This is a genomic window from Yersinia massiliensis CCUG 53443, from assembly GCF_000312485.1.
GTDB lineage: Bacteria > Pseudomonadota > Gammaproteobacteria > Enterobacterales > Enterobacteriaceae > Yersinia > Yersinia massiliensis.
On record NZ_HE997643.1, the window covers coordinates 921,745 to 939,545 of the forward strand.

Genomic DNA, 17,801 nt, shown 5'->3' on the forward strand with positions numbered 1-17,801 from the left:
CTTGCCGGTATAGCGTGACAAGTAGGGCGGTTTACCCGCCCTTTTTATCGCTACCGATTTTATTGCTATCGATCTTATGGATACCGATGTATTAACAGATCTTCACTCTTTCTCTTATTGGCCTGCTCAGACTAAATTCGTCTCAACAAAAGACCAATTAACCAACGCCCAGAAGTTTTCCAGGTATTTAGGCCGCGCATTGCGGTAATCGATATAATAGGCGTGTTCCCATACATCCACCGTCAGTAACGGTTTATCGTTGGTGGTCAGTGGGGTAGCCGCATTCGATGTGCTGACAATGGCCAGTGCACCGTCTGCTTTTTTGACCAGCCAAGTCCAACCTGCACCAAAGTTTTTAACCGCAGCATCGGTAAATTGCGTTTTAAAATCAGCGAAAGACCCAAATGACTGATTTATGGCGTCAGCCACTTTACCCTGAGGTTCACCGCCACCATTCGGCGATAGACAATGCCAATAGAAGGTATGGTTCCAAACTTGAGCCGCATTGTTAAAGATACCGCCACTGGATGTTTTCACGATCTCTTCCAGCGTTTTATTAGCAAACTCGGTGTCTTTAATCAGATTATTGAGGTTGACCACGTAGGTATTGTGGTGTTTTCCATAATGGTATTCCAGCGTTTCAGCCGAAATGTGTGGTTCCAGCGCATTTTGCGCATAAGGTAATGCCGGTAATTCAAATGACATTGCTTGCTCCTTTCGGGATTACTCAGGGTGTTTGCTCCTCAAATCTCATCAAAAACTATTGGCTATGATGCGGCGAAGAGCGGATAAAACCGTAATTGTTGTATTTTTGTTGTGGGTATTAATTTTAGCAACTTTCAACAGGAATGACAGTTATAACCATAATATAAAAGTGGTTATTGGGTGGGAAATAGCCGCAAATAATTATCATTATCGAGAGGGCATTGGCGGTCACTCACCCAGCAAAAAGCTGCTGGGTGTTGGGAGATTGAAGATTTAGCGAATCGTTTTTGGTGTGACCACGCGACGCGCGCCCACATAATGATCTTGCCAGTAGTCGTTATCCATCATGCTAATACGAATTTCTTCACCGGTACGAGGTGACTGAATAAACTTGCCGTTACCTAAATAAACACCGACATGATCGGCAACACCGCGATTGGCAATATTGAAGAACACCAAGTCACCGCTCTCTAATTCTGCCCGTTTCACTGGCGCGGCATCACGTAAATGAAACATTTCGTTAGCAGTACGTGGCATTTTTATTCTGATGACATCTTTATATGCGTAATAAATAAGCCCACTACAATCGAAACCTGTATTCGGAGAGGTGCCCCCCCAACGATAAGGTTTACCGACTTGTTTCATCAGCTTACTCATTGCAGTTTGCTTTGCATGTTGATAGCGCTTTTTATGGGCGGGGCTGAGTTTAATTTTATTATTCGCGATTAATTCTGTGCCGGCTTTACCTTGAGCTTTAATCCGCTGCCGACCATAAGCGATTTTTTCTGTTTTTTTAGCACCAGCTCTATTTTTGTTGGTTGCCGTATTAGTATTTATCTTTTTAGTCGTACGAGTATTTGTCGTCGTCTTTTTACTGATTTCTTGTGCTTTCTTTTTGATATTCTTGCCCGTACTGGTGGTCATCTTCTTTTTATCAGCGTTGGCTGCGGTTTTACGGGCGGTCACTTTAGTTGGGCTCGCTTTATCGCTGGTTATTTTCGCTTTTTTGGTGCTTTTATCGACTTTGCGTTTCTTCCGATCATCAGGGCTGCCTTGGCTGACTTGACCTTTCTTTTGCTCAGCCGACACGTGTGCCTGCGGTGAAGCATGCGCCAAATTTAAAAATAGTTGGGTAAACAGCAGCACAAACAGCGTAAATATTAAACGCATAATATCGCTACCAACCTTAGCCCTGATATGAATAAGAAGAGTCACAGTATTGCCGAAACTCAGAATATAAAAAAGCGAAGACAGACAGGATTTTAGTCGATATTGTGAGAAAACGTTAATGGCTTCACAATTGTTGATCTTTTATGCAGGCAATGGACTTAATTCAATCATTCGTCAACGAGTTATCTCTCTGTTCTTGAAGTCACAAGAGGCGATCGGCGATAAGCTGCCATTATTTGATCACGAAGATAATAGTGAAGATATAGGGTCAAAAATGTTATTCTAAAGATACATATTTGTAGCCGATCTATCATCATGCCTAGAGCAGTAAAATCCCTGCAAAAAATGGCGTTTTATTCCAGCAGTGACAGTCGCTACAATAGACCGGACGCAATAATAATATTGAGTAAAAGTTTGTAGCCACAATATGGCTTGAGGAAGCAAAAAAATGACGACGATTGATAAAATTCAGCGCCAGATAGCAGAGAACCCAATTCTGCTGTACATGAAGGGCTCACCGAAACTGCCAAACTGTGGTTTTTCTGCTCAGGCTGTGCAGGCACTGTCCGCTTGCGGCGAACGCTTTGCTTACGTTGATATTCTGCAAAATCCTGATATCCGTGCGGAGTTGCCAAAATATGCTAACTGGCCAACATTCCCACAACTTTGGGTAGATGGCGAACTGGTTGGCGGTTGTGACATTCTGATGGAAATGTATCAGCGTGGCGAACTGCAACAGTTACTGAAAGAGACGGCAGATAAATACCGCTCACAAGAAGATAAACCAACGGCAGAGTAATGCCCTGAGCGCTCATTGGCACAACAAAGTGTCAGCAGTCGGAGAGGTGGCTTATTAGCCACCTCTTTTTATATTGAGCGCGTGAGTTTATTCATGAGGATAAAGTTACTCGGACTCACCTGCCGGTACTGGCCAACCCCCCAGTTTTTTCCAACGATTCACTAACTCACAGAACAGCTTTGCCGTTTGCATCGTGTCGTATAATGCTGAGTGCGCTTGACTACTGTCAAACGGAATCCCTGCAGTCAAACAGGCTTTTGCCAACACGGTTTGCCCGAGCACCAGACCGCTCAAAGCGGCTGTATCAAAGGTCGCAAATGGGTGGAATGGGTTACGCTTCAAACTAGCACGTTCAGCCGCAGCCATCACGAAACTGTGATCAAAGTTAGCGTTGTGCGCCACAATAATCGCGCGGTTACAACCTTGCTCTTTTAACCCCTTACGTACCGCTTTAAAAATGGCGTGCAAAGCGTCGTGTTCACTCACTGCACCTCGTAGTGGGTTAGTCGGGTCAATCCCATTAAAGGCCAAAGCTTCGGGCTGTAGGTTGGCACCTTCGAATGGCTCAACATGAAAATGCAGCGTTTCATCTGGCAGCAGCCATCCGTCTTTATTCATCTGCAAGGTCACAGCGGCAATTTCTAATAATGCATCAGTCTTAGCATTAAAACCGGCGGTTTCAACATCAATTACGACGGGGTAATATCCCCGAAAACGGCCACTCAGGGCGTTAAGATCACTTTTATCTGCCATCAGTTTCTTATCTTCATCGAATTCAGCACGCATTATGCCAAATTTTGGCGCAGGATGCAGGAGGGTATCATGATAAGAAAAAGGCACCTTGTCGGTGCCTTTCAGTTAATCAGTTGCCAAGGCCATGTCCGGCGCTTTTATTCTCGATTAACTCAATTTTGTAGCCATCAGGATCTTCAACAAAGGCAATGATGGTATTACCGCCTTTAACTGGGCCAGCTTCACGGGTCACTTTACCGCCCGCCTGACGAATTTGGTCGCAGGTCGCAGCAACATCGTCCACACCCAGTGCCAAATGGCCGAATGCCGTTCCCATTTCGTAGCTGTCTACGCCCCAGTTATAAGTCAACTCAATCACTGAGCCTTCGCTTTCATCGCTGTAACCGACAAAAGCCAGCGAATATTTATACTCGGTATTTTCGCTGGTACGCAGTAAACGCATCCCTAATACCTTGGTGTAGAAGTCGATGGAACGTTGCAGGTCACCGACACGGATCATGGTATGGAGTAGGCGCTTCATAATACCTCTTTATAATCAGTAGATTAAAAGTTAAAAGTCATTATAAATCAAAAGACAGTCGTCATCATAACGCAATATCATGCCGCTCACTAGTTTTGCAGCCCTGATATTTAAGGCAATTTTTACGGTCTAGGTGAGGGCGTAATTTCGATTTATAGGCGATAGTGGCATTGGATTAGATGATATGCTGCGGTGGTAATTTAAGCCCGAAAATAAATAACCCCCCCAACAGTATTATTTATGTTGGGGAGGCAATAGTTAAATGGAGAAAGACTGCGTTATAGCGTTGGGTAGTCAGTATAACCCTTCGCGCCGCCGCCGTAGAAAGTCTCGCCATCTGGCTCATTCAGTGGGGCATGTTGCTGGAGACGAGCAACTAGGTCTGGATTAGAGATATAGCTGCGACCAAATGCCACGGCATCAATAAACCCTTTTTCGATCAGGTCTTCGGCTTTCTCTGCGGTATAGGCACCAGCACCCACAATGACGCCTTTGAAACGGGCGCGAACAGCATCACGGAATGCCTCTGAGTAAGGTTTACCACCCGCCCAATCTGGCTCGGAAATGTGCAGGTAGGCGATTTTACGTTTGTTTAATTCATCAATCAGATAAAGCGCCGCTTCTTCCTGATCTTCACCATTATCCAAGCCATTGAATGGCCCTAAAGGTGAAATACGGATGCCAATATGTTCTGAGCCCCATTCTGCAACGGTTGCATCAACCACTTCCAGTGTTAGGCGAGTACGGTTTTCAATACTGCCACCGTATTGGTCGGTACGTTGATTGGACGCGGGAGACATGAACTGATGCAGTAAGTAGCCATGGGCCGCGTGCAGCTCAATGTAATCAAAACCGGCTTCACGAGCATTAGCGGTCGCCTGACGGAAATCATTAATAATGCCAGGGATCTCTTCTGTTTCCAGCGCTCGTGGAGTAGAGCAGGGAACACGTACCCACGCACCGGATTCATCACGTACGGTGGTGCGGGTATCAGCGGCAATGGCTGAAGGAGCGACGGGTGCTTGCTGATTTGGTTGCAAACTGCTGTGTGAAATACGGCCTACATGCCAGAGCTGAACGGCGATATGTCCACCTTCTTCATGCACCGCCTGAGTGATTTTTTTCCACGCATTGAGTTGCTCCTGAGTGTGTAACCCTGGTGCGCCGGCATAGCCCTTGGCTTGGAAAGAAATCTGAGTGGCTTCAGTGATGATTAAACCAGCACTGGCCCGTTGGCGATAATATTCTGCCATTAATGGCGTTGGGATATCACCTGGTTCAATGCTGCGCAAGCGAGTGAGCGGTGCCATAAATACACGGTTTGGCAAAGTGAGTGCGCCAACTTTCAACGGGGAGAACAGTTTAGCAGTTTTCATGGTGCATCCTATATTAATAGACCAGTCGACTAGTCGCTGGGTAAAACCTGTAGCCATCAAAAAATGGACTATCAAGTTCATGGAATTATTGGGTCGGTTGTAACATCAATTCGATACTTTCTAGCGCACAGGTCAGCGGTGTTACAGAGCGTTTTACTTTTGCCCGCAATGCGGCGCCCTGCCACAAGGTGTATAGTGTTTCTGCAGTGGCGGCGGCTGAGAGAGTGATGCGTAGCGAGCCTTCTTTAGTACCGGCTTCGATAGCATCTTGCAAACGGCCAATCACTCGTGCAGTTCCGGCATCCAGCGCATGGCGCATGGGTTCGGATAAATCACTGACTTCCGCTGAAAGTTTAACCGATAGACAAGCGTTGTGGCATTCACTGCCACAATAGTTAGCAATTGATTGAGCAAAATATTGCAGTAGTTGGTGACGTTTATCACCTTGTGAACCCGTCAGCAGATTGACCATGGCTGCTTCATAACGGTCAAAGTATCGCTGTAACATCGCCTCGCCAAAGGCTTCTTTTGAGCGAAAGTAGTGATAAAACGAGCCTTTTGGAATACCGGCGGTTGTGAGTAATTGACTCAGACCCATCCCATTAAAACCAAGATGCAGGCTAAGGCTCTCACCTGTAGCTAACAGGTGTTCTCGAGTATCGACATGTGGGTGCTGTATTTTGTTCATGTAGCAGAGACTAATAGACCGATTGGTCTAGGTCAAGTGGTTAATGCCAATATCATAAGATTGTGATGTCGGCATTGACCTTTTGAAAGGGTGTCCTAGCCCTGAATACGGCATTTATCCAGTAAATCCAAGCCAGATTGATATTCAGAAGTCTGCACGTTCATCATGCCCAGTAGGGTATGAAATAAGTTATCCTGCGAAACGTCATCATGCTCTGCATTCTTGGCTAAGCATTGGTTATCAATGCCATAACTTCTTGTGTATTCGGGCGATAGCCACATTAGAAATGGAATATGCGTTTGCTGAGTCGGTGCGAATATGTAAGGTGTGCCATGCAGATAAATGCCATTTTCACCTAATGACTCCCCGTGATCTGAGAGATAAACCATCGCAGTATTAAATCTATTGCTCTGTTGTTGCAGCAGTTTAATCGTGTTATCCAGCATCGCATCGGTGTAGAGAATCGAGTTATCGTAAGTATTCACCAGTTCTTCGGAGGTACAATCTTGGATTTGATTGCTATCGCAGGTTGGGGCGAATTGCCTTATCTCAGGATTTGACCGGCGATAATAGGCGGGGCCATGGCTACCCATTTGGTGCAACACTATGACGCCATCACTTTTTAATCCATTGATATAATTATCTAGTTTATAGAGCAAGGCATTGTCTAAGCAGACGCCATTTTGGCAATCGGCGGTTAATTCTAACTGCGTCACATCTTGATGAGGGATACGGTCGCAGGCCCCTTTACAGCCACCATCGTTTTCTCGCCATAAAACATTCAATCCGGCACGGGCAAGAATATCCATCAAACCCTCCTGATGGCTGGCTAACGTGGCATCATAATTTTTGCGTGGCATATTTGAGAACATGCAAGGCACAGAAACGGCGGTTTCAGTTCCACAAGATGAGGCATTCTTAAAATAGGTCACATTTTGTTTTTGCAGACGAGGATTTGTTTCGCGTTGATAACCGCCTAAAGAGAAGTTCTCGGCGCGGGCGGTTTCTCCGACGACTAAAACGACCAGCGTTTTCTTCTGTTGACGATTGATTAACGGCCCTAGATGGGCATCTTCACCAATCTTCACTAAAGACATATTACTGGCGAAATACTTATGTTTCGCAAATTGAAAGCTGCCGCTGACAAAATTGGAGGGTGTGAGCATTTTAACGATGCTTTTATTATTACGAATTAGCGAAGCATAATCTTTATAAAAAAGTGTCGCGATGAGCATGATAATCACCGCTGACACCAGAATATTAGCCGCACGCAGCCCTAGCATATACCACCAAGGTCGGGTCACCTGAATACGGACGAAGCAAATAATGATGGCAGGGATAATCCCCAATACGAGTAGCCAAATAGCCATACGCGGCGTGAAGAGTGCGGCGGCTTCTTGGGAATTAGTCTCGAAGGCATTTTGCATCATATTACCGTCAATAACGGCACCATAACTGAACATAAAGTAGTTGGTCGCCGCACCTCCTAAGAGAAATAAAATAATGATGGGCTTACGCAATACCGGCACCGCGAGCAAACTGAAGATAATATTGAGGGCGAAGAAAATGACCAGTGGAATGGTGGCAGCAAAAAAGTAGCTATCGCTATTATCAAAACGAATCAGCGACCAGGCTTTACTGATAAACAAGGCATTGTGGCTGACAGTAAAAAACAGTGAGCAGAGCAAAATAAAACTCAGACTGTTACACTGTAACTTATCTCGAACATTCATTGTGAAAATTAAATCCTAGAATTCACTAATTGCCCGAATGATATCGAGTGAAACTTAAGATAACCTTAGTGGTATCAGGAGGCTTTCTGTCGCTAACAAGAGTGGCTTGCCAGCGAGGGCGAATCAGGCTTCAATTAAGGTAAACCTCTCAGTCAATACAGGGTATGAGTTGTGTTTGTGACAACGCCAATTAGGTATGCTAACCGCGGGAGGCAGTATGGCTCAGCAGCTTGAGTTTTTTGACATTCCCAGCCCATGTCGAGGTATCTGCCAAACAGATGATCGTGGCTTCTGTCGTGGATGTATGCGCAGCCGCGATGAGCGATTTAATTGGATCAAAATGAGCGACCCGCAAAAGCGGGATGTCTTACGCCTATGCCGCCAGCGCCTATTGCGATTGCAGCGCGCGAATAAACAACCGGATGAACCCCTGCAAGATCAACCCTCGCTATTTTGATTATCGTGTTCTACGTATCGATTGACTAAAATTAGCCTTTTGGGCTATTTGTCCCCTCAGCCCCCAATTGACCCTAAATTCGTTGCTCAGGGAGGATTTCACCTTTCTGCTGGTTGTGTATGCTTAGGGCATATTAATAAATGAGGTAGCTAATAATGGATACACGTACCCAACTTGCCCCGCTTGGGCCTGAATTTTCTCGCATGATTTGCGGTTATTGGCGTTTGATGGAGTGGGAAATGACGCCCAAACAGTTGTTGGCGTTCATTGAGCAACACGTTGAATTGGGCATTACCACAACGGATCATGCGGATATCTACGGTGGTTACCAATGTGAGCAAACTTTCGGGCAAGCATTGCGCTTGAAGCCGTCATTACGTCATCAACTTGAATTAGTCAGTAAGTGCGGGATTGCCACCACGGCGAAACCAGAGCATGCGCTGGGGCATTACATTACAGATCGTACCCATATCATTAAAAGCGCTGAACAGTCATTAACGCATTTGCATACTGACTATCTTGATTTGCTGCTGATTCATCGTCCCGACCCTTTAATGGATGCAGATGAAGTGGCTGAAGCATTCACTCAATTGCATAAAAGTGGACAGGTAAAACATTTTGGCGTATCGAACTTTACGCCGGCGCAATTCAGTTTGCTGCAATCACGTTTGCCTTTCACGTTGGTCACAAATCAGGTTGAAATCTCACCGCTTCACCAACCGGCGATTGTGGATGGCACCCTTGATGCTTGCCAGCAGTTACGTATTAAACCAATGGCATGGTCATGTTTGGGGGGCGGGCGTTTGTTCAGCGACCCGGAATTCCAAGCGCTGCGTGATGAATTGCAGGTCGTTGCCGAGGAGATTGGCGCTGAAAGCATTGACGAAGTGGTTTATGCCTGGATCCTACGCTTACCTTCAGCACCCATACCGATCATTGGTTCTGGCAAGATAGAACGTGTTAAGGCCGCTTGGTCATCACTTTCTCTCACCATGACTCGTCAACAATGGTTCCGCATTCGTCGCGCTGCCCTTGGCTATGATGTGCCTTAAATGTTTTTTATGCGCCAGCGAGTATCATGCTGGCGCAGCTTGACTTCCTGCATCCGGTATCGCTAATTGAAGCTGAGTGAGTGAACAATATAACCGCCAGATTAATCCTGCTAGTTCGCGTCCAGACGCATCAGGGTATTGCCCTAAAATCGTACTCATTCTCTGTAATTCTTGTAGCGTCGCCTGTAGTGATGTGGGCTGTACACCTTTCTCCGTCATACAGCCTTTAAGGCAGTGAATACAGACATCCCGTACCGCAGACAAGGGGGCGGAGGTAGTTTGCCAATCACGTAGCTGCCAGACCACGTGGCTGCAATTAAGCAGTACCATCCCCCAGCGGAGTAGCCATACTCGCGCAGTTTGATCTTTACTGAGGTTCAGTTGATTGATGCGGTGATAGATGAGTGATTCAAACTGGTGTTGGTTTTGCCTTGGGAAGCTGCTGAGTTGATCGATAAAATCGCGCCGCAACATACGGATAATACGGCGACTTTTACGTTTATCTGAACTAGGCCGAAGTACCTGAAATGCGACACCGGCCAACATAACACCCACTAACTTGCCAATGTTGTCGTTCAGAAACGCTTGATAATCATAACTCGGAGGATTGGTGACACTCAAAAACGATCCCATAAAGACAATTAATTGCCCCCACAGTGACGCATAAGCAGGGTGTTGGAGTTTCATCATTTGCATGGTGATCAAAATGGGCATGAGCAGCACGGCAAATTGCCAGAAATCATCGATTTGCACCATCACGCCAAATTTTAAAATGAAGCAGCCAATGGAGAGTAAAACGATAGCTTTTAAGAGCGTAGCAATGCTGTCTGTTGGCGATGGCGTGGCTGAGTAGAGTACGCAACTCACGGCGGCCAATGCCAAGGCGGAGCTACCTGAACTCCACTGCGTGTTTATCCAAAATGCGCAGCCGATGACAATACAAACAAAAGTACGAAGCCCATTATAGGCAGCTTCATAGGTATCAGTATGACGCGCTAATGATGCGACTGAGGGCGGTGACTGCATTGTGTCTTCTTGGGTTTTATCTAGTCGCGCCAACCATTTATTCACCTGCAAATATAACCAACAAAAATGCTTCAACCGTAACCAGAAGGCTTGATGGCGATAATCGGCATCTGGCTGTGGGGCGATTTGCTGCAATATTTTAGCCACCTGATATTTATCGCAATCAGGCTGTTGCAATGCCGCCAGTAGCTCTGACAGCACATCGGCCAGCTTTGCTGGTGGTGTGGGCCAGTTAACTAGCATGCGGCGTAAGCTGGTTATTACACTGGTAATCCGTAACTGACGATGCAAGATAAAATTTAAGACATTATTTTGCCGTCTTAAGCGGTAATGACTCCAGAATGCCTGAATTCTCAACAGATTCATGGTGAGGATCTGTCCAATCAATCCCTCATGCGAGCTGCGAAGCGCTGGGGTTTGTTCGGTTTGCCACAATAGCGCCGCATGTTCCAGTAACCGAGACTGCATCCGGCGTAAAGAGGTGAGGAGCGCTTCACCGTCTGACGTGCTGGGCAACAGCATCATCATCAAGCCACCGCAAAGAATACCGGTTATCACTTCGCAGACACGGGCTTGGGCAATATCAAAAATCTGCTGGGTGTCAGTGGTGTTCACGGTTGAAAATGCGATGATTGCTGTGGTGTAGCCCGCCAGAGCAAATGCATAAGAAACATTATTTTGATAATGATTAGAAATGAAAGTACACAAGCCGATCCATGTTGCGATGACAAAAGTGAATAGCCAAGGATCATTGAGACAATGACCTGCAATCATCAATGATGCCGCTGCGCCCAATAAACTTCCGATAACCCGACCGATACTTTTGCTGATGACCCCGCCGACGGTGGGGAAACTCACCACCGCAGCGGACGTCATCGCCCAGTAGGGTTCATCTAAATTTAGTGCAAAAGCAATCCACAATGATAAGCACATGGCCAAAGAGTTACGCAGGGCATAACGCCACTGCCCAGCATTGGCCTTGCCCCATGGGGTTTGGTGCCACAAGGGAAAAGAAAAGCGCATGTTAACGGGCCACTGAAATAGTACAGGTGGTGCCCGCAATTAGCGTGACATCAGGCGGGACATCCAGCAGTTTAATTCGCACAGGAACCCGTTGTGCCAAACGAACCCAAGGTACATTAGGCTTCACATCAACTAACAGATCATCACCGGTATCAACACTTTGATCATATATCGCGCGACCAATGCTCTGTACGACGCCACGTAATGGAATGTTGCCATTGTACAAAACTATTTTGGCGTCATTACCTTCTCTAATGTGTCTGAGTTTGGTTTCTTCGAAATAGCCCATGACATAGAATGAATCGGTATCAATAAGCGCGACTAATGGAGTACCAGTAGTTGCATAGTCACCGACTCGTGTTTTCAAGTTGGTGATATAGCCATTGGCTGGGGCATAAATACGCGTTTTACTGAGATTCCATTTAGCTTGTTCAAGGTTTGCCAATGCGCCTTGATAGGCTGCTTTCATGCTATCGGCTGTTAAATTAGCAATATCGAGATCTTCACCCGAAATAATATTTTTAGGTAAATTACGGCGGCGTTCAGCTTCGTGATTTGCTTTGGCTAAGTCAGTCTGCGCGCGGGTGACAGCCGCTTGGGCATTATCTAGCGCCAATTGATAGGGTTGTGCGTCAATGACAAATAAAAGGCTACCAGAGCTCACCAATTGGTTATCATGGACTAATATCTTTACCAGCCTGCCGGAAACTTCCGGGGTAATGCTGACCAATTCTGCTCGGACTTTACCATCGCGAGTCCAAGGCGATTGCATGTAATAATTCCACATCCACCAACCCGCACACAGTGCAATGGAGAAGATGATGACTGAGGCAAAATACTTAAGAGATTTATGATTCATGTCAATTTACCAACTGGCTAAGACCCATAAAGAAAGACTGACTGCAATGACAAAAATTGAGAGATCCATTAATATCGGATGCCAGATATCACCAGAGTAGATCCAATTCCGTAGCATATGATGGATCAATAGCCACAACACTAAACCTAGCATGACGGCCTTAAACATTGGCGGAAAATAGATAGAGGCACCTAATATCAAGTCGGTAAGTGGTGCACCAACGGGTAAAATAGCTACGTACATAAGGTTAATCCTTAAGGGGTAGTTTTAGTTAAAACATAATTTTTTCTAAAGTATTTCCCGTATTTATTGCTTTTGCCCTAGTATCAACGGTATATATACATTTGTGTTTTTAATGTTAATTACCCAAAATAGACAGGACTCTGGGAGTTATGCTAGCACGCTAAATAAAAGGAGGGGCAATTGGAATCGACATTAGGATCTGATTTAGCACGATTAGTTCGCGTTTGGCGCGCACTTATCGACCATCGGTTAAAGCCGTTGGAACTGACTCAAACACATTGGGTTACCTTGCATAATATTAATCGTTTACCACCTGAGCAGTCACAGATTCAATTGGCAAAGGCGATTGGTATCGAACAACCATCATTGGTTAGAACCTTAGATCAACTGGAGGAGAAAGGTTTAATCACACGGCATATTTGTGCAAATGATCGTCGGGCAAAGAGGATAAAACTGACGGAACAGTCTTCACCGATAATAGAGCAGGTTGATGGTGTGATATGTTCCACTCGTAAAGAAATTCTCGGTGGTATTTCTACAGATGAGATTGAAATGTTATCGGATTTGATAGATAAGCTTGAGAGAAATATTATTCAATTACAAACAAAGTAAATTAGAACGTTTTAGACTCAATTCACAGCAGAAAGAAAAAGTATCACAGTAATAACAAGTCAGGGTTCGTAATGAACCCTGACATTTTTAAATATTACGTTAACGGAAAACAGATTATTAACGTGGGCTAACCGTTACAGTACTGCCGCTCGTTGCGAGCATGACACGTTGGCCAACGCTAAAACGGGTTGGGCCTTGTTTTTGAACAACCAGAATAGTGGTGCCATCGTCTTTACGGACTTCAAGCTGTACACCATCAGTGCGGTTCATTGCACCTTGAACACCTTGACCTGCCATACCACCAGCCACTGCACCGGCTGCTGTTGCCAAGCTACGGCCTGTTCCGCCGCCGACGGTATTCCCGAGGAAGCCACCCAGTACTGCACCACCAATAGCACCCATCACGTTATTGTCATCACCACCTTGAATGGTGACAGGACGAACAGAGAGCAATGTGCCGTAAGTGACGGTTTGTACTTGTTTAGCTTGCGATGCAGTGAAAACATCACCAGACAGTGTGTTGTTATTGGCACAACCGGTTAAAGTTACCGCAACAATAGCAACGGCAATTAATGGCTTGATCATAAAAACTCCTATTAAAAATACATTACCGCATTACGGTTTAGCCTGCCGAGGACATCCAAACTCAGTCCATTGACGGTTCAGTCTTTGCGTAAAGTATGGCTTACTCAAATGTTTATTTCACTACTTACTTCGTAACATCCCTATATACAGAGTGTCGGTCATAAGCTGAAAAATTAGGCTAACGTTGATTGGCTCGCAGCTTAGCGCCTCAAACTTCAACCAATATTAAACGGTGGTTTAGTTTTCTTAAAGTAAGAAAATTAGCCGCCATAAGCAAAAGTGTTAGCAGTAGTGACTTTTATGTGACCTTTCTTGCAAATAGAACGCATTCTTTAAGATAGACCCTTATGGCGGTATACACTTAAAAAAGTATATCTTTTCATGGTGTTAATTTTATTATTCTGATCTGGCTTATGAAGAGCCTTATCGCTATTTTGTTCCTCAACGAGGAAATAAGGTCATTGCTATGAAATCAGGCCGTTTTATTGGGGTGATGTCTGGGACCAGTCTTGATGGGATTGATGTCGTGTTGGCCGCCATTGATGAGCGTATGGTCGCGCAGCAGGCCAGTTATTCTCATCCGATGCCGCAACAGTTGAAAAAAGATATCCTTGGAATGTGTCAGGGCCAGTCAACCACTTTATCTGCGGTGGGGAAGCTCGATGCTCAATTAGGGATTTTATTTGCCGAGGCCGTGTTGGGCTTATTGAACCAAGAAGGGCTTACCGCACAGGACATTACGGCGATTGGCTGTCATGGGCAAACGGTGTGGCATGAACCCCTAGGCGATCCTGCTTTTACGACGCAATTAGGTGATAACAACCGCATCGCGGCGATGACTCAAATAGCTACTGTGGGGGATTTCCGCCGCCGGGATATGGCGTTTGGCGGGCAAGGTGCACCGCTGGTTCCTGCATTTCATCATGCACTTTTAGCCCATGCCACCGAACGTCGCATGGTGTTAAACATCGGCGGTATTGCGAATTTATCCATGCTATTACCTGATTTACCTGTGCGTGGTTTTGATACAGGGCCGGGTAATATGTTGATGGACAGTTGGATTTGGCGTAACCGGACCCAACCTTACGATAAAAATGCGGCTTGGGCATTATCGGGGGAGGTTCATCAACCATTACTCGAATTGATGTACAGCGACGCCTATTTCGCCAAGCCGGCACCTAAAAGTACGGGGCGTGAATACTTCAACGCAGGGTGGTTGGACAGGCAATTGGCTCAAATACCGGGAATCAAGCCTGAAGATGTACAAGCCACGTTAGCTGAATTAACGGCCGTCTCTATTGCCGAACAGGTGCAATTGGCAGGGGGCTGTGAACGGCTGCTCGTGTGTGGTGGCGGGGCGAGAAATCCACTGGTAATGTCGCGTATGTCCGCATTACTACCGGGGACTGAAGTCTGTGTGACGGATGATTTTGGTGTCAGTGGTGACGATATGGAGGCACTGGCTTTTGCTTGGTTAGCCTTTCGCACGTTATCCGGTAAATCCGGTAATTTGCCCTCTGTGACGGGAGCTAGCTGTGAGACCATTTTAGGAGCAGTCTATCCTGTATCGTCACGATGAGGGTGCTAAGCTTCCATTGAACAGGGCAGCTTAGCCCATCAGAGAGGGCGACATCATGAAATATTTATTCGCTATTGCATCTGCCACCACTGTATTGGTGCTGGCGGGATGCAGCTTAGTGCAACCGAAAAACCAAACGTTGCATTATCAATGCGGGACGACTCAACTGACAGTAATGCAGGATAATCAACACGAAAAAGTCAGTCTAATTCTAGATGGCGAACAATTGACATTACCGCAGGTGCGCGCGGCTTCGGGTGTTAAATACAGTGATGGCCGATATACCTTCTGGTCGAAAGGGAATACGGCGTTTGTCGAGCGTGATGACAAAGTCATCATCAATGACTGTGTGTTGATCAAGCCATTGTCTTAATGAAGCGAGTGTCTTGATAAAGTGAGTGTCTTAATAAAATGATTACTTTGATCAAGTAATCAGGTCGTTACTCGCTCAGGGTGATTGTGATTCTGGTGCGGCAAGGGCAGAATAATCCTCACTGCTTTCCTGCGCGATACAGAGTGTATATGACTGACAATTTTGATGTTGCAGATTTACGTCGTGAATATATTCGCGGCGGGCTACGCCGTAGTGACTTAACTGAACAGCCATTGGATCTTTTTGAACGTTGGCTGAAACAGGCGTGCGACGCTCGATTACCGGATCCAACCGCAATGTGTGTGGCAACCGTGGATGGTCATGGTCAACCTTACCAGCGCATTGTATTGCTGAAGCATTATGATGAGCAAGGTATGGTGTTTTATACCAATTTGGGTAGCCGAAAAGCGCAGCAACTGGCTGAAAACCCGCATATTAGCTTACTCTTCCCTTGGCACATGCTAGACAGGCAAGTCATTTTCCTCGGTAAAGCTGAGCGATTGTCGACGCTGGAAGTGCTCAAATATTTTCATTCCCGCCCCAAAGATAGCCAGATAGGTGCCTGGGTGTCTCAGCAATCCTCCCGAATTTCAGCGCGTGGCGTGTTGGAAAGTAAGTTCCTCGAACTGAAGCAAAAATTCCAGCAAGGTGACGTGCCATTACCCAGCTTCTGGGGCGGGTTCCGCGTAAAATTTGATTCTGTTGAGTTTTGGCAGGGCGGTGAACATCGCCTGCATGACCGTTTTATTTATCAACGGGAAGCAGATGGATGGAAAATTGACCGTTTAGCCCCTTGAGAACGATGAAATAATTGAGGTTAAACCTAGCGCTCGTGCAGCGGGCGCTTTATCCTATACCCTCCTTGAACACCCCTATGGGCGAGTTTTTTTGTAAAAGACAATGGAGTCATTGATGACCAGCAGCAACCTGATTAAACAATTGCAAGAGCGGGGCCTCGTTGCCCAGGTGACGGATGAAGACGCGTTAGCAGAGAGACTGGCGCAAGGGCCAATTTCACTGTATTGCGGTTTCGACCCTACCGCAGACAGCTTGCATTTGGGCCATCTGGTTCCGTTGTTATGCCTGAAGCGTTTTCAGTTAGCAGGGCATCGCCCAGTTGCATTGGTTGGCGGTGCAACGGGTATGATTGGTGACCCTAGCTTTAAGGCTAGTGAGCGTAAACTGAATACCGAAGACACGGTCAATGAGTGGGTTGAGAAAATCCGCCGCCAGGTTTCCCCATTCTTGGATTTTGATTGTGGCGAAAATAGCGCTATTGCTGCCAATAACTACGATTGGTTTGGCGGCATGAATGTACTGACCTTCTTGCGTGACATCGGTAAACACTTCTCTGTGAATCAGATGATCAACAAAGAAGCGGTCAAGCAGCGTCTGAATCGTGATGACAGCGGCATCTCCTTTACTGAGTTTTCCTATAACTTGTTGCAGGCTTATGATTTCGCTTGCTTGAACAAGGCTCACGGCGTTGTGCTACAAATTGGCGGTTCTGATCAATGGGGTAACATCACCTCAGGCATCGACTTAACGCGTCGTCTACACCAGCAACAAGCTTATGGCTTAACGGTGCCTTTAATCACCAAAGCGGATGGCACTAAGTTCGGTAAAACCGAAGGTGGTGCGGTGTGGCTTGATCCGAAGAAAACCAGCCCTTACAAATTCTACCAATTCTGGATTAATACCGCTGACGCTGATGTTTATCGTTTCCTGAAATTCTTTACTTTCATGAGTATGGAAGAGATAAACGCACTGGAAGAAGAAGACAAAAACAGTGGCAAAGCGCCACGTGCGCAATACGTGTTGGCGGAAAATGTGACCGGTATGGTACATGGTGCTGAGGGGCAGGCGGCCGCAAAACGTATTACTGCCAGCTTGTTCTCCGGCGACTTAAATGACATGACCGAAGCGGACTTTGCCCAATTAGCGCAAGATGGTATGCCAACAATTGAACTCGCCCGTGATAGCGATTTGCAGCAGGCTTTGGTCAATGCTGAATTGGTGCCTTCCCGTGGTCAGGCGCGCACGATGATTAGCTCTAACGCTGTCGCCCTTAATGGCGAAAAACAGGCAGATCCAGAATATGTCTTTACTGACGCTGACCGCTTGTTTGGGCGTTATACTTTACTGCGCCGCGGCAAAAAACATTATTGCCTGATTAGCTGGCTATAAGAATGAAATAAATAAGGGGCAGAGATGTCCCTTATTTTTTGCTTGCTGCTTATTGTTTGCT

The 17,801-nt window shown here is 46.1% G+C and carries 19 protein-coding genes; 8 read left to right on the forward strand and 11 right to left on the reverse strand.

Annotation, left to right across the window (positions count from 1 at the left end):
- Positions 1–126: 126 nt before the first annotated feature.
- Both sodB and BN68_RS04160 read right to left on the reverse strand, forming a co-directional pair.
- Positions 127–705 carry a superoxide dismutase [Fe] gene (gene sodB / locus BN68_RS04150; protein WP_019209891.1) on the reverse strand — a complete coding sequence of 193 codons (579 nt, stop codon included), beginning with the start codon at positions 703–705 and terminating at the stop codon, positions 127–129.
- 273 nt (positions 706–978) lie between these two features.
- Entirely contained in the window at positions 979–1,875 is an 897-nt protein-coding gene (locus BN68_RS04160; protein ID WP_019209893.1) for a C40 family peptidase, read from the reverse strand.
- Between the two features lie 448 nt (positions 1,876–2,323).
- On the opposite strand from BN68_RS04160, the gene BN68_RS04165 reads away from it, so the two are divergent.
- Entirely contained in the window at positions 2,324–2,674 is a 351-nt protein-coding gene (locus BN68_RS04165; RefSeq protein ID WP_019209895.1) for a Grx4 family monothiol glutaredoxin, read from the forward strand.
- A gap of 105 nt (positions 2,675–2,779) precedes the next feature.
- On the opposite strand, the gene rnt is transcribed toward BN68_RS04165, so the two are convergent.
- From rnt to eptA, 5 genes are all read right to left on the reverse strand, one after another.
- Positions 2,780–3,427, reverse strand: a complete 648-nt coding sequence (gene rnt / locus BN68_RS04170) for a ribonuclease T (protein WP_072102455.1) — start codon at positions 3,425–3,427, stop codon at positions 2,780–2,782.
- Between the two features lie 109 nt (positions 3,428–3,536).
- Positions 3,537–3,947 carry a lactoylglutathione lyase gene (gloA, locus tag BN68_RS04175; protein ID WP_019209897.1) on the reverse strand — a complete coding sequence of 137 codons (411 nt, stop codon included), beginning with the start codon at positions 3,945–3,947 and terminating at the stop codon, positions 3,537–3,539.
- 278 nt (positions 3,948–4,225) lie between these two features.
- Positions 4,226–5,323, reverse strand: coding sequence for an alkene reductase (nemA, locus tag BN68_RS04180; RefSeq protein ID WP_019209898.1), 1,098 nt, complete (start codon positions 5,321–5,323; stop codon positions 4,226–4,228).
- Between the two features lie 85 nt (positions 5,324–5,408).
- A complete protein-coding gene (locus tag BN68_RS04185) occupies positions 5,409–6,011 on the reverse strand; it encodes a TetR/AcrR family transcriptional regulator (protein ID WP_019209899.1) in 603 nt (200 codons plus the stop codon).
- 95 nt (positions 6,012–6,106) lie between these two features.
- Positions 6,107–7,744 carry a phosphoethanolamine transferase EptA gene (gene eptA / locus BN68_RS04190; protein WP_019209900.1) on the reverse strand — a complete coding sequence of 546 codons (1,638 nt, stop codon included), beginning with the start codon at positions 7,742–7,744 and terminating at the stop codon, positions 6,107–6,109.
- A 217-nt stretch (positions 7,745–7,961) separates the two neighbouring features.
- Here eptA and BN68_RS04195 point away from each other — a divergent pair, with 217 nt between their 5' ends.
- Positions 7,962–8,201: a DUF1289 domain-containing protein gene (locus BN68_RS04195; protein WP_019209901.1), complete on the forward strand. Its 240-nt coding sequence runs from the start codon at positions 7,962–7,964 to the stop codon at positions 8,199–8,201.
- 155 nt (positions 8,202–8,356) lie between these two features.
- Positions 8,357–9,253: an aldo/keto reductase gene (locus BN68_RS04200; RefSeq protein ID WP_019209902.1), complete on the forward strand. Its 897-nt coding sequence runs from the start codon at positions 8,357–8,359 to the stop codon at positions 9,251–9,253.
- A 24-nt stretch (positions 9,254–9,277) separates the two neighbouring features.
- Here BN68_RS04200 and BN68_RS04205 read toward each other — a convergent pair whose 3' ends face one another.
- Genes BN68_RS04205 through BN68_RS04215 form a run of 3 tightly spaced genes read right to left on the reverse strand, consistent with a single transcriptional unit; the run spans position 9,278 to position 12,404 of the window.
- The gene (locus BN68_RS04205; protein ID WP_019209903.1) at positions 9,278–11,302 is read right to left on the reverse strand and encodes an FUSC family protein; all 2,025 of its coding nucleotides are present in this window, start codon (positions 11,300–11,302) and stop codon (positions 9,278–9,280) included.
- 1 nt (position 11,303) lies between these two features.
- Entirely contained in the window at positions 11,304–12,161 is an 858-nt protein-coding gene (locus BN68_RS04210) for an efflux RND transporter periplasmic adaptor subunit (RefSeq protein ID WP_019209904.1), read from the reverse strand.
- A 6-nt stretch (positions 12,162–12,167) separates the two neighbouring features.
- Positions 12,168–12,404 (reverse strand): DUF1656 domain-containing protein, encoded by a 237-nt coding sequence (locus tag BN68_RS04215; RefSeq protein WP_019209905.1) that lies wholly within the window; start codon positions 12,402–12,404, stop codon positions 12,168–12,170.
- A 180-nt stretch (positions 12,405–12,584) separates the two neighbouring features.
- Here BN68_RS04215 and rovA point away from each other — a divergent pair, with 180 nt between their 5' ends.
- Entirely contained in the window at positions 12,585–13,016 is a 432-nt protein-coding gene (gene rovA, locus BN68_RS04220) for a virulence master transcriptional regulator RovA (protein WP_019209906.1), read from the forward strand.
- Positions 13,017–13,133: 117 nt separating this feature from the next.
- Here the strand turns inward: rovA and BN68_RS04225 are convergent, their stop codons facing one another.
- Entirely contained in the window at positions 13,134–13,601 is a 468-nt protein-coding gene (locus tag BN68_RS04225; RefSeq protein ID WP_019209907.1) for an outer membrane lipoprotein, read from the reverse strand.
- 466 nt (positions 13,602–14,067) lie between these two features.
- Here BN68_RS04225 and anmK point away from each other — a divergent pair, with 466 nt between their 5' ends.
- The 4 genes from anmK to tyrS all read left to right on the forward strand — a co-directional run bounded on the left by anmK (position 14,068) and on the right by tyrS (position 17,740).
- The gene (gene anmK, locus BN68_RS04230; protein ID WP_019209908.1) at positions 14,068–15,180 is read left to right on the forward strand and encodes an anhydro-N-acetylmuramic acid kinase; all 1,113 of its coding nucleotides are present in this window, start codon (positions 14,068–14,070) and stop codon (positions 15,178–15,180) included.
- Between the two features lie 55 nt (positions 15,181–15,235).
- Positions 15,236–15,553: an MliC family protein gene (locus tag BN68_RS04235; protein WP_019209909.1), complete on the forward strand. Its 318-nt coding sequence runs from the start codon at positions 15,236–15,238 to the stop codon at positions 15,551–15,553.
- A 149-nt stretch (positions 15,554–15,702) separates the two neighbouring features.
- A complete protein-coding gene (gene pdxH, locus BN68_RS04240) occupies positions 15,703–16,350 on the forward strand; it encodes a pyridoxamine 5'-phosphate oxidase (protein WP_019209910.1) in 648 nt (215 codons plus the stop codon).
- A 115-nt stretch (positions 16,351–16,465) separates the two neighbouring features.
- On the forward strand, positions 16,466–17,740 hold the full coding sequence (gene tyrS / locus BN68_RS04245; RefSeq protein WP_019209911.1) for a tyrosine--tRNA ligase: 1,275 nt from the start codon (positions 16,466–16,468) through the stop codon (positions 17,738–17,740).
- Positions 17,741–17,801 lie beyond the last annotated feature (61 nt).